The following is a 15,314-nucleotide window of genomic DNA, read 5'->3' as shown; positions in this document are numbered from 1 at the left end:
TGCCGGGTGGAGATGCGCGTCGTCGACGATCAGCCCGCACCAGATGTCCGATCGAGCGCCGCGCCGACCAGCCCCGGCGCGCGGTGGTGCAGCGGCGACATCGCGTTGAACAGATGCGTGACACCCGACAGCCCCGCGCCGATCGCGCGCGTCGCCTCGTCATAGGTTGCGTCGCTATGCCCGGCGCTGACGATCACCCCGTGGCGAGTGAGCGTGGCGATATCCTCCGGCGCGCATTGCTCGGGTGCCAGCGTCAGCATTACTCGCCCACGGCGCGGCGCGGTGAGCAGCGCAAGCGTATCGCGGTCGAGCCGGCGGATGCGGTGCGCCTCATGGATGCCGCGCTTCGCCTCGTTGATGAACGGCCCCTCGATATGGATGCCGACGACGCCCGGCACCCCCTGTACGATCGCTGCATCGACTGCGTCGAGCGCGGCGGCGATCTGTGCTGCGGTGTCGCTGATCAGCGTGGGGAGGAAGCCGGTGGTGCCGAACCCGGCATGCGCCGCGCCGATCGCGGCAATTGCCTGAGGATCGGCATGGTCGTTGAAGAGCACCCCGCCGCCGCCATTGACCTGACAGTCGATGAAGCCGGGCAGCAGCCAGCCGCCGTTGAGATCGATGGTCGCATCGGCGCGGCTGCTGCCGACTGGCCCAATCGCCGCGATGCGCTCGCCCGCAACCGCGATATCGGCGGATTCGAGGACTTGCCCCGGAGTCGCGACGCTCCCGTTCTGGATGCGGACAATCATAGGGTTTCGGTGACCTTGCGCAGGTGCGGCGGCGCATCGGGGGTTCAGCCCACGCGCCAGCGCGACGGCGTTGGCGAGAGCATAGAAGCTCTGCACCATCAGGATTGGCTCGATCGCCGGATGCGCCGCCAGCGCGGGCAGCTCCGCGTCGGCCGCGACCGGATCGGCGAGCAGCAGCTTTGCGCCGCGCGCGCGAAACTCGGTGGCAGTCTCCCGCACACTTGCCCCGGCGCGGTCGCTGCCGCCGAACGCCAGGACATGGAAATCGCGCCCGACGATCGCCATCGGCCCGTGCCGCACCTCCGCCGCGCTGAAACTCTCGGCATGCAGGGCACAGGTCTCCTTGAACTTGAGCGCGGCTTCCTGCGCGATACCATAGCCGTGGCCGCGGCCGAGCACGAACAGATTGTCCGCGCCCGCCAGCGCCGAAACGCCCGCCGACCAGTCGAGCGCCCAGGCAGCGCGGAGCAGGTCGGGCAGCTGCGCCACGCCGTTCGCAATCGTCGCGTCCTTTGCCCATGCGCCGGTCAGCGCGGCAACCGCCGCGAGCGAGGCGATATAGGATTTGGTCGCCGCCACGGACCGCTCCGGCCCGGCGGACAGCGCGATCACTTCATCGGCAAGGTCGCGCAGCGGCGCATCCTCGGCATTGACCAAGGCGACGACAAAGGCACCCGCGCGGCGGTGCAGCGCGACCGTGGCGAGCAGGTCCGGGCTGCGCCCCGATTGCGAGATGGCGATCACCAGCCGGTTGCCCGGCACGACCGGTGCATCGAACAGGGTCGCGACCGACAAGGCCGCTGACACGACCGGCACGCCGGTGCGCGTCTCGATCAGATATTTGGCATAGGTCGCAGCATGGTCCGACGATCCGCGCGCGCAGGTGATGACCGTCTCGGGCGGATGCGCGACCAGCCGCGCGGCGATCCGGGCAAAGGTGGCGCGATTGGCGTCGAGCATGCGCGCGACCGCGTCTGCAGCTTCGCCCGCCTCGCTCTCCATCAGGGTGGTGCGATCGGCCATTGCCGCTGCCCCCGCCATTGCCTGCCCTTCCCTACCACGCGCCGAACCATGTCGCGCCGACGTCTGGTACTATAGTTGTTATATTGGTCTCATCAAGAGGTATTCCTCGTTCAAATCTTGACGATCCAGTTCTTGCGCCGCAGCCACTCCATCGCAGCCCAGATCAGGACCATGTAGATTGCCACCGGAATCAGCGATGCGACCGGATCGCCCAGCGTTGCGCGGCTCGCGTGGAACGGGATGAGCAGCAGATCCCAAGTCACCACGCTCGCGGTCAGTTGGTGTAGCGTATAGGCGGCGATCGCGTTGGTGCCGAATGCGATCATTGCGGTGGCGGCAAATCCGGGCGCGCGCCCCTCGCGATCGAGCAGTGGGTGGAGCGCAGCGAGCGCCAGCGTGGTGATGCCGGCGGTGACCAGCACGAAGCTGCTCGACCAAATGTCCTTGACGATCGGAAAGGCAAGGCTCCACGCCGCTCCAGCCGCGACCATCGCGCCGCCCGTAATGGCGAGCGCACTGGTGCGCCCACTGCTGCGATCGCGCAGCATCTCGCCCAGTGCGACCCCGATCAGGCCCTGTGCGATGGCCGGAAGCGTTCCCAGAATTCCTTCGGGATCATAGCCTTCCGGGCCCTGGACATAGAGGTGGGTACCGAGCACGACGCGGTCGAGCGAGGCGACGAAATTATGGCCGCGCGCCCAAAGATCGTTGGGCAATCCGTCGAGTGCCGGAAGCAGGGTGAGCGGCCAGTATCCGATCAGGATGACCGCGATCAGTGCCATTCGCACGCGCGGTCCGCACGCGAGATAGAGCAACGCGCAGGCACCATAGACCAGCCCGATCCGCTGGAGCACGCCGAGCACGCGAAACTCGCGCGCGGCGAAGTCGGCCGCCCAATAGAGGTTGGACAGGATCAACCCGAGCAGGATCAGCCGCCCCGCGCGTGCCAGCGCCTTGCCCTGTTGCCCCTCCGCGGAATCGCGCAACGAAAAGGGGATGGCGATCCCCACCATCGTCAGGAATCCGGGAAAGACGAGGTCGGCGAGGGTCAGGCCATCCCAACTCTTGTGCAGCAGGATTTCCGCGACATTGGCGTCCGCGCCCCATTTCATCGCTGCGGCCGAATTGACCAGGATCATCCCTGCGACGGTCAGCCCGCGCAACACATCCAGTGAAATCAGGCGCATCGCGTCCCCTCCCTGTCTCAAGACCTGCCCCCGCACGAACAATTCCTGCGTCGTCGCAAATTTGCAATAGACAGCATCTTGGATTTGTAGTCTATTGGTAATAGCCCAATGGCGTAATTGGTCTCATTAAAGTTCGTAGGGAGCGAGCGGAGGCCGGGAAAATGGGGAGACGGGGACATGATCGAACGGACAGTCGCGGCTGCGCGAGGGCGTCGCTTGCTGCAGGGGGTTTGCATCGCCGCAATGGCCAGCGCCATAAGTGCGCCGGCGCTGGCGCAGGATGCTGCCGAACCGGATGATGCCGAGACGGTCGTCATCACCGGTATTCGCGACAACATGGAATCGGCGCAGAACCGGAAGCGGTACGCCGACACGGTGATCGATTCTGATCACCGCCGAAGATATCGGTTCCTTCCCCGACAAATCGGTTGCCGAGGCACTGCAGCGCGTGCCGGGCATCACCGTCATCCGCTTTGCCGGTACCGACGATACCTCGCACTTCTCGGCCGAGCCGTCGGGCGTCATCGTCCGCGGCCTCAGCCAGGTCCGCTCCGAATTCAACGGCCGCGACGTGTTCAGCGCGAACAGCTCGCGCGGACTCAGCTGGCAGGACATTTCGCCCGAACTGCTCGGCGGGATCGACACCTACAAGAACCAGACCGCCGACCTGATCGAGGGCGGCATCGCCGGCACCGTAAATCTGCGCACCCGTGTACCGTTCGACAGTCCGGGGCAGCTTATCTCGCTGTCGGTCAAGGGCAGCTATGGCGACATCGCCGAGGAGCCGACGGCGGATATTTCGGGCATCTATTCGAACCGCTGGATGACCGGCATCGGCGAGGTCGGCCTGATGGTCAACGGCGCCTATTCGCACGCGATCACCGGCAGCCAGGGCATCCAGTTCGAGCGTATCGGCATTTTCGACAATGTCTTCGGCCCGGGCCTGCAATATATCCCGAGCGGAATCTTCCTCCGCGACAACGAATATGACCGCAAGCGATACGGCGTTGCAGCGGCCTTTCAGTGGAAGTCGCTCGACGAGACGATGCAGGTCACCGGCCAGTACAACCGGTCCCAGTACGACAATAGCTGGCGCGAACATTCGATCTTCTCCAGCGCCTTCAACCCGGACCTCTACGGTCGCCCGAGCGACTACAGGTACACGGACAACAGCCAGGTTGCGCCCTTGCAGGGTACCGCGCCCTTTGCCTTCGATTCAGATGGCGACTTCCTGTCGGGCTGGTGGTCCGCGCCGCGTCCCTATGTCGGCGAAGGCAACGACAATCTGGGCCTGGGCGTGAACGAAGCCGGGCAGGCATTCTACAATCGCTGCTACGCTTGGGAAGGCTGCACCAATGCGCGCCGCGCGCCGCAGGTGGATACCGCCGCCAACGCGCTGAGCAACAAGCAGATTACGCAGGATTTCGGCCTCAACTTCCGCTGGGACGTGACCGACCGGCTGCGCGTGACTCTGGACGGGCAATATGTCGACGCCAGCGTCAGCAACTATAACGCATCGGTGCTCGCGCGCACCTATGCCAACACCTTTGTTGACCTGAGTGGCGACTATCCGCGGCTGCAATTCTCGTCGGGAACCGCCGACAACATCAACCTGTCGCCCGGTGGGTTCACCAACGCCAGCAACTATCACTATTACGCGATCACCGATCACACCGAGGACAGCGAGGGCGAGGAGATCGCATTGCGGCTGGACGCCGAATATGCGGTGGACTCGAGCTGGCTCGACGCGATCAAGGTCGGCGCGCGCTATGCCGACCGCGATCAGACGGTGCGCTGGGGCGCGTACAACTGGGCCAATATCGCGAATACCTGGACCTATAGCCAGGCCCCCTATTTCAACATCAACCGACCGGTCTATCCAGGTGGCAGCAATGCGATCCACACCTTCGGGCAGGATTTCTTCGCCGGCAATCAGACCAACCAGCATTCGTTCGTGTTCTACAACATGGACCGGCTGGTCGATCGCGAGACGCTGGCCAGCACGCTGGGTCGCCCGGCGCTGGGCGTCGGCGAATATTATCCGGTCTGCTCGGGTGCAGGCTATCGCGCGGGTGAGACGGTCACCGGCGACTATGGCTGCTATCTGCCGAGCGAAATCCATCGTGTGAGTGAGCGCACCGCTGCTGCCTATGCGATGGCCAAGTTCGGCGGCGATGGTCTGGCGATCGGCAGTGTCAAGATTTCGGGCAATATCGGCGTCCGGCTGGTGTGGACGGAAGACGCGACGGTCGGCGCGACCACCTTCGCGAATCCGTTCAACGCGACGGACCTCACTTGCGTGCGCGGCGTCGATGGTGCGGGCAATCCGACCGCTACCGCTGGTTGCGTCATTACGCCGGCCGAAATCGCGTTCAACAATGGCGCTACGGTTGCCGACACGACGCGGGTCAATCATTTCCACGCGCTGCCCAGCTTCAACATCAAGTTCGACCTGACCGACAAGCTGGTGTCGCGCTTTGCCTATTCGCGCGCGATGTCGCGACCCGATATCGGCCTGTTGCGCAACTTCCTGAACGTCAACCGCCTGTCGCCCAACCTGTCGGATCGGACCGACCCCAATGTCACGCGCGACGCGGCTGGCAATCCGATCGCCTATGATTGGCAATATACCGGCACCTCGGGCAATCCCGGGCTGAAGCCGATTACTGCGGACCAGGTCGACCTGACGCTCGAATATTATTTCGCACGCGCCGGATCGCTGACGTTCACCGGCTTCTACAAGCAATTCTACGACTATATCCAGGCCGGCCAGTTCAACCTGACCATCGCCAATAACGGAGTTACCGAACAGGTTCGGCTGAACCGTCCTGTCAATGGTGAGGGTGCCAGCATTTACGGAGCCGAAGCGTCGTTCCAGACCTTCTTCGACTTCCTTCCGGGGCCGTTCGACGGGTTGGGGGTCCAGGCCAACTACACCTATGTCAAGAATGACGGGATCGAGACGGTCAATCTGACCAACGAGACCGGTGCCGGCACCGCCGGCGGCGGCATCTCCTACGAGAGCTCGACGGTGAAGGCCAACGCGCTCGAAGGCGTGTCGGAGCACAGCTTCAACCTGGTCGGCATGTACGAAAAGGGGAAGGTGTCGGCGCGCGTCGCGTATAACTGGCGCTCCAAATATCTCGTCACTGCGATCGACTGCTGCGTCGGATTGCCGATCTGGCAGGGTCCGACCGGTTATCTCGATGCGTCGCTCCGCGTGCGGGCGACCAAGGAGATGGAGTTCGTGATCGAAGGGTCGAACCTGCTCGGGACAGACACGGTGCTCTACCAACAGGTCGACTCGACCGGGCTGCTCAAGGCGGCATCCTGGTTCAAGAACGACCGGCGCTTCCAGGTCGGCCTGCGGCTGACCTTCTGATGCGGCGCGCGGCACCGGTCTCCAACGGGACTGGTGCCGCAGTCGCGCAGCGCTAAGCTTCAGTGATGGGTGAACGGTTCGACCTGGTGATTGTCGGCGGCGGGACCGCCGGCTGGATGTGCGCGGCGGCCTGTGCGGCCAAGCTCGATCCGGTGCGCGTGCGCGTCCGCCTGATCGAATCCGAAGAGATCGGCACCGTCGGCGTCGGCGAAGCCACGCTGCCGCAGATGAAGGATTTCAACGACTATCTCGGGCTGGATGAAGTGGCGTTCATGGCCGCGACCCAGGCGAGCTTCAAGCTGGGCATCGAGTTCGTCGACTGGGGACGCAAGGGCGACCGCTATATCCACCCGTTCGGGACCTTCGGCCGGCCGATCGGGGAGGCGGATTTCTTCAGCTATTGGGCGCGCGCGAACGCGGCGGGGCAAGCCGCGCCGCTGCCCGATTATTGCATTGCCATCGCGCTGGCCTGGGCCAACCGCTTCGCGCTGCCCGACGGCAAACCGGGCGATGTCCGCAACGCATATTCCTACGCCTATCATCTCGACGCCTTTCTCTACGCCCGCTTCCTGCGCCGCTGGGCCGAGGAACGCGGGATCGAGCGGGTCGAGGGGCGGATCGTCACGGTCGAGCGCGACGGCGAAGACGGACGCATCTCTGGCGTGACGCTCGCGTCGGAAGCGCAGGTCACCGGCGACCTTTTCGTCGATTGCTCGGGCTTCCGCTCGCTGTTGCTCGGCCAGACGCTCGGCGTCGATCTGGAGGACTGGTCGCACTGGCTGCCGTGCGACAGCGCGGTGGCGGTGCCGTCGGCGCGGTCGGACGACTTCACCCCCCTACACCCGCTCGACCCGCCGCCCGGCGGGCTGGCAATGGCGCATCCCCCTCCAGCACCGGACCGGCAATGGCTATGTCTATGCCAGTTCGCATATCTCGGACGACGAGGCGGCGGCGACATTGCTCGCCAATCTCGACGGCGCAGCGCTCGCCGATCCGCGCGTGCTGCGGTTCAAGGCGGGCAAGCGAAAGCGGGCATGGGATCATAATTGCATCGCCATGGGTCTGGCGGGCGGGTTCCTCGAGCCGCTCGAATCGACCAGCATCTATCTGGTCCAAATGGCGATCATGCACCTGCTGACCTTGCTGCCTGACAGCCCCGAAATCGACCCGGCGCTGCCCGCCGAGTTCAACCGCGTGATGGATGTCGAATATGACCGCATCCGCGATTTCCTGATCCTCCACTATGCCGCGAACGAGGCCGATGCGCCGCTGTGGCAGGCGGTTACGACGATGGAGCTGCCGGATTCATTGAACGGCCGGATCGAGGCATTCCGCCATCGCGCTCATGTCCCTGCCTATCGCGACGGCTTGTTCGGCCCGACCAGCTGGCAGGCGGTGTTCGTGGGGCAGGGGATCGTGCCGCGATCGGGCGACCGGCTCGCCGATGCGATGCCTGCGGAGGTCCTCAAGCAACGGCTCGACGGTTTTGCCGCATCGGTGGCACAGGGGATCGCCGACGCGCCGTCGCACGCCGATTTCGTCGCGCGCTATTGTCCGGCGGCGCCGTTATGAATCCAGTGCAGACCGTGGCGGTGCGCGGCGGCGGGGTTGCAGCGCCTATGGCGGCGCTGGCGATTGCGCGCGCCTTCGGGCGGCTTGGTGTCGAGGTGACCTGGCAGGACACCGGCGCGCTTCCACCGCCGCACGCCGCGCTCGCCGCGCCGCCGGACCTCGTCACCTTTCACCGATTGCTGGGCCTGGGTGACGCCGCGCTGATCGACCGCGCCGCCGGTACGCTCAGCCTCGGCCAGCTCTATGCCGGGTGGAACGAGGGCGCGGACTTCCTCCACGCATGGGGCGATGCGGGCACGCCCTTTGCCGGGCGGCCATTCGTTCAGCACTGGACCCGCGCGCGCCATGCCGGACTGGCGGTGCCGCTGGAGGAATTCTGCCTCGCCGCCGTCGCCGCGAAGCATGGCCGGATCGGCCAGCCGCGCGACCCGGCGACGCGACAGGCGGTCAAGCATGGCTGGCACCTCGACGCCGCCGGCTATGCCGCGCTGCTTCGCGACGCCTGCCTCGCCGCCGGAGTGCGGGTCGCACCGGCGCAGGAGTCGCCGCCCGATGCCGACCTTCTGGTGGATGCCGATGGTAGCTGGTCCGAAGCGGCGGCGAGTCCGGCGCGCTGCGACCGAATGATCCTCGGTTCGGCAGCCAAGTCCGATCCCGTCCCGCTCCACACCCGCGCTGTCGCGCATGCGGCGGGGTGGACGATGCTGACCCCGCTCGGCGACCGGGTGGCGGTGGCTTGCCACTATGACAGCGCAAACATGGCCGAAACCAACGCGCGGATGGTGATCGCGGAGGCAGCGGGGGGCGTTGTCGATGTCGGTGCGCCGATTCCTGTTGCGGCTCGGCGTGTACCCGGCTGGACCGGCAAGGTCGTGACGATCGCCGAGCCCGATGGCGAATCCGCGACCTTTGCCGCATCCGGCCTGCTCGAACTCCAGCTCGCCATCGCACAGCTGATCCTGCTGTGGCCGGTCGACCGCGACGCGATGCCCGAGGCTGCGCTCTATACGACCGAGCTGGTGGGGACGCGCGCGCGGATCGACGATTTTGCTGCGCAGCATTTCCACCTCGCCCACCGCGCCGGACCTTATTGGGACGCCGCCCGCGCGGCCCCGATTTCCGCGGCGCTGAAGGCAAAGCGCGACCTGTTCGCCGCGCGCGGCATGTTCGCGCATGGCGACCATGAGGCGCATGTCGAGGATGGCTGGGCCTTGTGCATGGCGGGGCACGGCATCGTCCCGCGCAGCCCGGACCCGCAGGCACTGACCGTCGACGAGCAGCAGTTGATGGCCGAATTCCAGCGCCAGTTGCGCGCCATCGCCAACGAGGTGCGCGCAATGCCGACACATGCGCAGGCGCTGGCCCAACTCAGGAGTGGTGCAGCATGAGCGCGCGGACCCGACCGGTACGCCGCATCGTCATTCTGGGCGGGGGCAGCGCCGGCTGGATGACCGCCGCCGCGCTCGCCCGCGCGTTGGCGGGACAGCATCATGCGATCACGCTGATCGAATCCGAGGCGATCGGGACGGTCGGCGTCGGCGAGGCGACCGTGCCGCCGATCCACGAGTTCAATCGCTATCTGCGGATCGATCCGGCGGAGTTTCTCCGCGCCACCAATGGCACGATCAAGCTGGGCATCCAGTTCGACGGCTGGGGCGGGACCGACGCGCGCTATTTCCACCCGTTCGGCTATCTCGGCGTCGAAATGGGCGGGATCCATTTCCACCATTATTGGCTGCGGCATCTGGCGGCGGGCGGGGACCCCGATCACGCGCCCTATAGTCTCGAGACGCTCGCCGCGCGCGCCGGGCGGTTCGCGCCCGGGGCGCGGCACGGCCCGGTGCATCACGCGGTGCATTTCGACGCCGCCGGCTATGCCCGCTTCCTGCGCACCCATGCCGAGACGGCCGGGGTGGTGCGGGTCGAGGGCAAGGTGGCCGAGGTGCAGCTCGATCCGGAGGATGGGTTCATCGACTCGCTGCAACTCGACGATGGGCGCACGGTCGAGGGCGATCTGTTCGTCGATTGCTCGGGCTTTCGCGGGGTGCTGATCGAGGGAGCGCTGCACAGCGGCTATGTCGACTGGCGCCACTGGCTGCCCTGCGACAGTGCGGTGGCGATGCCGTCGCAGCGACAGGGCGATCCGCCCCCGTTCACCCGCTCGACCGCTCGTGAGGCGGGGTGGCAATGGCGCATCCCGCTCCAGCACCGCGACGGCAATGGCTATGTCTATTCGAGCGCGCATCTGGGGCATGAAGACGCGGTCGCGAAGCTGACCGAACGGCTGCCCGGCGCGGCGCTGGCCGAGCCCAACCGGCTGCGTTTTGCTGCGGGGCATCGGCGGGTGATCTGGAACCGCAACTGCGTCGCGATCGGGCTGGCGGGCGGGTTTCTCGAACCGCTCGAATCGACCTCGATCCATCTGATCCAGACCGCGATCATCCGGCTGCTGGCGCTGCTGCCGCGCGATGGGTTCGACCCCGGCATCGCCGCGCGCTTCAACCGCGAGACGATCAACGAGGTCGAGCGGATCCGCGACTTCGTGATCGCGCATTATGCGCTGGCGGGGCGCGGCGACACGGACTTCTGGCGCGATGTCGCGGCTGCGCCGATCCCGGACAGCCTTGCCGAGCGGATCGACGTATTCCGTGCGACCGGCAACATTTTGTTCGAACCCGGCGACCTATTCGGCCCGACCAACTGGTATTGCGTGCTGACCGGGCAGGGGGTGCGGCCGACAAGCTGGCACCCGATCGCCGATGGCTTGCCCGCCGACGAGCTGGCCCGGCGGCTCGCGACGTTACGCGGGCGGGTCGCCGAGCAGCTTGCCGAGCTGCCCCCGCACACCGCCTTTCTCGCCAGCCTCTAATTGCTGTTGAGTTCAGCGACCACGTCATAGGCGTCGCCGCGATAATAGCTCTGCGTATATTCAGCCGTCCGCCCGTCCGACAGGAAGCCGCGGCGCTCGATGAACAGCCCCGGCGCGCCCGGTTCGATTCCCAGCACCTCGGCCTGCTCGGGCGTGAACGCGATCGCGCGCAACCGCTGCAAGGCGCGCACGGGCAGATGATCGTGCGCCTCCAGCGCGGCGTAGAGCGAATCCCCGACCACCTCGACCGAGGGCAGACAATAGGCGGGGATCGTCGCATATTCGAGCGCCATCGACGTGTCGTCGGCATAGCGGATGCGGTGGAAACGATAGACCAGCGAACCCGGCGACAGGCCGAGCGACAGCGCTTCTTCAGGCGTCACCGTGCCGGCTGTCTTGCTCACCCACTCGCTGTACGGACGACGCCCGCGTGAGATCATGTCCTGCGAGAAGGAGGTGAGCTTGGAGAAGCTTTTCTCGACGCGCGGCCGCGTGACAAAGGTGCCCGCGCCGCGCCGCCGCGCGACCAGCCCGTCGCTGACCAGTCCGTCGATCGCCTTGCGCACCGTGATGCGCGACACGTCGAATTCCTCGGCCAGGTCGCGTTCGGTCGGGATCGCCTCATCCGCCTTGACCACATGCCCGTCGATCGCGTCGCGCAGGACTTTTTGCAGCTGGAGGTAGAGGGGGTGGGGTCTTCCTTGTGGAGCGGCCCCACAATTTCGATCAGCGACAAGGACGTTGCTCCACCTGCGGTCGGGCGCATCCGCGCCGCACCCACATGTGTTGCATTGGTATGCTCGCGTCAATTGCTGGCGCGCGTTTCCGCTGCGGAAAGGCCCCGAAGCGCCGCACGGGTCAGCGCATGGTCTGGGCTGTCCTGCGACAGTTCCCACACCATCACCCCGGCGGCGATGCGCTGGGCGAGCCGCGCCTTCGCCTCGATCGTCGCCGGGCTATTATGGGTGATGTAGCGGCAGCCGGCGCACGCCTTGCCTACCGTGTCGCCGGTGGCGGCTTGGGGGAAGGCAGACACGAGGTCGCGATAGGACCAATTGGCCGCGTGACCGTTGAAGCCATAGCCGTAGAACGGCACGCCCAGCACCAGTCGATCGCGCGCGACGCCTCGCTCGCGCCACAGCTTGAGGTCGCGTTCCGCCATTGCCAGCGTCGCATGTTCGGCGCCCGCAGGTCCCCAGCTTGGCCCGATCGCGTCATAGGACATGACGTTGACCAGATCGAAATAGCGGATCGAGTCGATCGGGATCATGCCCCCTTCATAGGATGCGGTGGCACAGGTCAGCAGCTTGCCACGCGCCTGCATCGCCCGCGACAGCGCGGCGATGAACGGGGTATAGTTCCCCGCCCGGTCGATCGCGGTGAGCAATTCGCCCTCCAGATCGACATCAACCCCGTCGAGGCCCAGCGTGTCGGACAGCGCGACCAGCGAAGCGACCGTTGCATCGCGCTTGTCGGAGGCGAGCAGCGCATTCCAGTCGCCCGAACAGGACGGGATCACGCCGCCGCCGATCGACACCAGAACCTTTGCGCCCTTGCTCCGCAGCTGTTCCACCCTGGCCCGCAGCTCGGCGACGCCGGTAGCTGCGCCGAAGGGGGCGGGCATGCAGGTCAGTTGCCCGTCATTGACGAACGCGCCGCTGGCGTCGGGGTTGGCGAAGGCGAGGTTGAAATGCGTGTAATCCTCCAGCCGGGTCCTTGCGATGGTGAGGTCGATGCCCTTGAACGCCGCGACATAGCCGACCATCACCGGCTTGCTCGGTGCGGCATGCGCGGTTGAGGCCGATAGGACTAATGCAAAACCAATCAGGCTGCGCAGCGCAGCGTACAGCTTCGACATATACGACATATCGCGGTTCTCCGTCCGAATCGACCTGATTGACCTGTGTCGAACGATATGACAACTTGAATACAAATCGTCGAGAGGGAGCAATGCGGATGCGCGGATTGAGCTGGATGGGGGCGATGGCGCTGATTGCGGTGACGCCGGCCATGGCGCAGGGCGTCGCCCCGCCGCAGAAGGCTCTCGATCACCTCGCCGCTGAAATCGACTATCGCTTCGAAGTGGTCGACAATCGCCCGACCTGCCCGGAAGGCATGACCAATTGCTTCCTGGCGACGATCACGCTGACGCTGCCCGACAAATTGCCTGCATCGTTGCGGACGGGGCTGGACCTCTCGCTCTTTTTCAGCTTCGTCAATCCGCTCGACCGGATCGAAAGCGACCTGTTCGACTATCGCAACATCAATGGCGATGTGCAGCAACTGACGCTCAAGCCCGGCGCGGTGCTGCGTCCGGGCGCGCGGCATGTCGTCAAGCTATGGGGCGTCGGGTCGCATTTCTCGCGCGCGGTGGTGATGCCCAATGCCTATCTGGTAGCGAAGGCGCGGGAGGCGCGGGTGATCGCGGCGACGCGCGATGCGATCGACCCCGATACCGGTCTGCCCGCGCTGCGTTTCGTCGCGTCGATGACCGATGCCGCGCGGCTCACGACCAAAAGCGATAGCGACAAGACGGTCTGGCTGACTCCGGAGCGTGCATTCGTGCAAAACGCGGAGCGTGCCGCGCCCTCCGCAAAGGGCATCGTGATCCTTCCGCGCCCGAGCCATGCTGCGCAGCATGATGGCGAGCTGGTCGATCTGACCAAGGGCATCCGCGTGACGCTGACCGGCGTCGATCGCGCGGCAATCGCACCCGCACTGGTCGCGCTCGGCACCGACGAGAGCGGGAAGTTACCGCTGCGCGTCCGCGTCGATCCGACCGCGGGACTCGCTCCCGAATCCTATCGGCTCGACGCCCGCGCTGACGGCATCGCGATCACCGCCGCCGATGCGGCAGGGGCCAGCCACGGCCTGCGCTCGCTTGCCCAGCAGGCGGCATTTGAGCACCGAAAGATGCGCCCGCTTACCGTCGAGGACGCACCGCTCTATCCGCATCGCGGGCTGCACCTCGACCTTGGCCGCAACTTCCATGGACGCGACCAGATATTGAAGCTGGTCGAGGCGATGGCAGCGTACAAGCTCAACAAGCTGCATCTGCACCTTGCCGAGGACGAAGGCTGGCGGATCGAAATCCCGGCGCTGCCCGAGCTGGCGCAGATCGGGTCGGTGCGCTGCCACGACCTGGAGGAGAAACGATGTCTGCTTCCCCAGCTTGGCGCGGGACCGTACGGCCAGCCGGGGGTCAATGGATACCTGACTACAGCCGACTATGTCGCCATCGTCCGGGCAGCGGCGGCGCGGGGGATCGAGGTGATCCCATCGATCGACATGCCGGGCCATTCGCGCGCGGCGATCGTCGCGATGGAACGCCGCCACGACCGGCTGATCGCCGAGGGGAAGCGCGCCGAGGCCGACGCCTATCGGCTGATCGACCCCGCCGACACCACCAAATATCGCAGCATCCAGCATTACACCGACAACACACTCAACGTGTGCATTCCGTCGACCTATCGCTTCGTGGATACGGTAGTCGATGCGCTGGCGGCGATGCACGGCGACGCGGGCGCCCCGCTCAAGACCTTTCACCTCGGCGCGGACGAGACCGCCGGTGCCTGGGTCAACTCGCCCGCGTGCAAGGCGATGATCGCGGATAATGGCGGCGACGCGCGCAACCTGACCCCGCGCTTCATCGAGCGGGTCGCCACCGGGCTTGCGGCGAAGGGCATCCGCGTCGGCGGGTGGAGCGACGGGATGGGTCATACCGATCCGGCGCGCATGCCTGCCAATGTGCTGACCAACATCTGGGGCGTGCTCCACACCGGCGCGATCCGTGAGGCGCATGACCAGCTCAACCGCGGCTGGGACGTCGTGCTATCGATCCCGGACCTCGGCTATTTCGACATGCCCTATGCCCCGGACCCGGAGGAAGGCGGCTATTACTGGGCGTCGCGCGGGGTGGACAGTCATCAGGTGTTCGGCTTCATGCCTGACAACCTTCCCGCCAACGCCGCGCTGATCCCCAATATCAGCGCACAGCCCCAGCGGATCGACGACCAGCCGGTGCGCGAAGCGGGACGCCGTATCGCAGGTATTCAGGCTCAGCTGTGGAGCGAAACCGTGCGCAGTGACGCGCAGGTCGACTACATGCTGTTCCCGCGCCTGCTCGCGCTGGCCGAGCGGGGCTGGGCACCGGCGCGCTGGACGCCCCACTATCGGCCCGGCCAATCCTATGCATGGCACGACCCGCGCGTGGATCGCGCGGCGCTGGCCGCCGACTGGCGCGACTTCGCCGGGCGGGTGTCGGCACAATTCGGCCGCCTCGGGGACATGGGTATCGCGTATCGCGTCGCTCCGCCAGGCGCGCGTATCGTGGCCGGGAAACTGGAGGCGAACGCCGATTTCCCGGGCGTGACCATCGAGTATCGCGAGCGTGGAGGTCGGTGGGTGCGCTATCAGGGGCCGGTGGCGGTGAGCGGGCCCGTCGACCTCCGTAGCCGCTCTGCCGACGGCGAGCGGAGCAGCCGGACCGTCACGGTGCCGCCATCCTAGTGTCTGGGGCGCGAGGCTGC

Annotated in this window: 9 protein-coding genes and 1 pseudogene; 5 read left to right on the top strand and 5 right to left on the bottom strand. The window is 66.2% G+C overall.

The genetic code is table 11. From position 1 onward, the window contains the following. Window positions 1–29 precede the first annotated feature (29 nt). The 3 genes from LRS08_RS20020 to LRS08_RS05280 form a co-directional block, all read right to left on the bottom strand. Window positions 30–1,775 carry an SIS domain-containing protein gene (locus LRS08_RS20020; RefSeq protein WP_312026658.1) on the bottom strand — a complete coding sequence of 582 codons (1,746 nt, stop codon included), beginning with the start codon at window positions 1,773–1,775 and terminating at the stop codon, window positions 30–32. A gap of 110 nt (window positions 1,776–1,885) precedes the next feature. Then, window positions 1,886–2,962 (bottom strand): acyltransferase family protein, encoded by a 1,077-nt coding sequence (locus tag LRS08_RS05285; RefSeq protein ID WP_257844625.1) that lies wholly within the window; start codon window positions 2,960–2,962, stop codon window positions 1,886–1,888. A 126-nt stretch (window positions 2,963–3,088) separates the two neighbouring features. Continuing rightward, on the bottom strand, window positions 3,089–3,421 hold the full coding sequence (locus tag LRS08_RS05280; RefSeq protein WP_260481409.1) for a hypothetical protein: 333 nt from the start codon (window positions 3,419–3,421) through the stop codon (window positions 3,089–3,091). Here LRS08_RS05280 and LRS08_RS05275 point away from each other — a divergent pair. From LRS08_RS05275 to LRS08_RS05260, 4 genes and pseudogenes are all read left to right on the top strand, one after another. After that, complete coding sequence (locus LRS08_RS05275) at window positions 3,411–6,344, top strand: TonB-dependent receptor (RefSeq protein WP_260481407.1); 2,934 nt, start codon at window positions 3,411–3,413, stop codon at window positions 6,342–6,344. The genes LRS08_RS05280 and LRS08_RS05275 overlap by 11 nt on opposite strands. Window positions 6,345–6,409: 65 nt before the next feature. Continuing rightward, window positions 6,410–7,916 (top strand): annotated as a pseudogene (locus LRS08_RS20215) (tryptophan halogenase family protein). After that, window positions 7,913–9,304, top strand: a complete 1,392-nt coding sequence (locus LRS08_RS05265; protein ID WP_257844627.1) for a tryptophan 7-halogenase — start codon at window positions 7,913–7,915, stop codon at window positions 9,302–9,304. The pseudogene LRS08_RS20215 and the gene LRS08_RS05265 overlap by 4 nt, the downstream one beginning before the upstream one ends. Beyond that, complete coding sequence (locus tag LRS08_RS05260; RefSeq protein ID WP_257844628.1) at window positions 9,301–10,785, top strand: tryptophan halogenase family protein; 1,485 nt, start codon at window positions 9,301–9,303, stop codon at window positions 10,783–10,785. The genes LRS08_RS05265 and LRS08_RS05260 overlap by 4 nt, the downstream gene beginning before the upstream one ends. On the opposite strand, the gene LRS08_RS05255 is transcribed toward LRS08_RS05260, so the two are convergent. Both LRS08_RS05255 and LRS08_RS05250 read right to left on the bottom strand, forming a co-directional pair. Beyond that, window positions 10,782–11,459 (bottom strand): GntR family transcriptional regulator, encoded by a 678-nt coding sequence (locus LRS08_RS05255; RefSeq protein ID WP_260481651.1) that lies wholly within the window; start codon window positions 11,457–11,459, stop codon window positions 10,782–10,784. The genes LRS08_RS05260 and LRS08_RS05255 overlap by 4 nt on opposite strands. 131 nt (window positions 11,460–11,590) lie before the next feature. Further along, window positions 11,591–12,652 (bottom strand): glycosyl hydrolase family 18 protein, encoded by a 1,062-nt coding sequence (locus tag LRS08_RS05250; protein WP_257844629.1) that lies wholly within the window; start codon window positions 12,650–12,652, stop codon window positions 11,591–11,593. An 89-nt stretch (window positions 12,653–12,741) separates the two neighbouring features. Here LRS08_RS05250 and LRS08_RS05245 point away from each other — a divergent pair, with 89 nt between their 5' ends. After that, the gene (locus LRS08_RS05245) at window positions 12,742–15,294 is read left to right on the top strand and encodes a family 20 glycosylhydrolase (protein WP_257844630.1); all 2,553 of its coding nucleotides are present in this window, start codon (window positions 12,742–12,744) and stop codon (window positions 15,292–15,294) included. The last annotated feature ends 20 nt before the right edge of the window (window positions 15,295–15,314 follow it).

Source organism: Sphingomonas sp. J315 (genome assembly GCF_024666595.1).
Classification (GTDB): Bacteria; Pseudomonadota; Alphaproteobacteria; order Sphingomonadales; family Sphingomonadaceae; genus Sphingomonas.
This window is presented reverse-complemented; position numbering and strand designations above follow the sequence as displayed.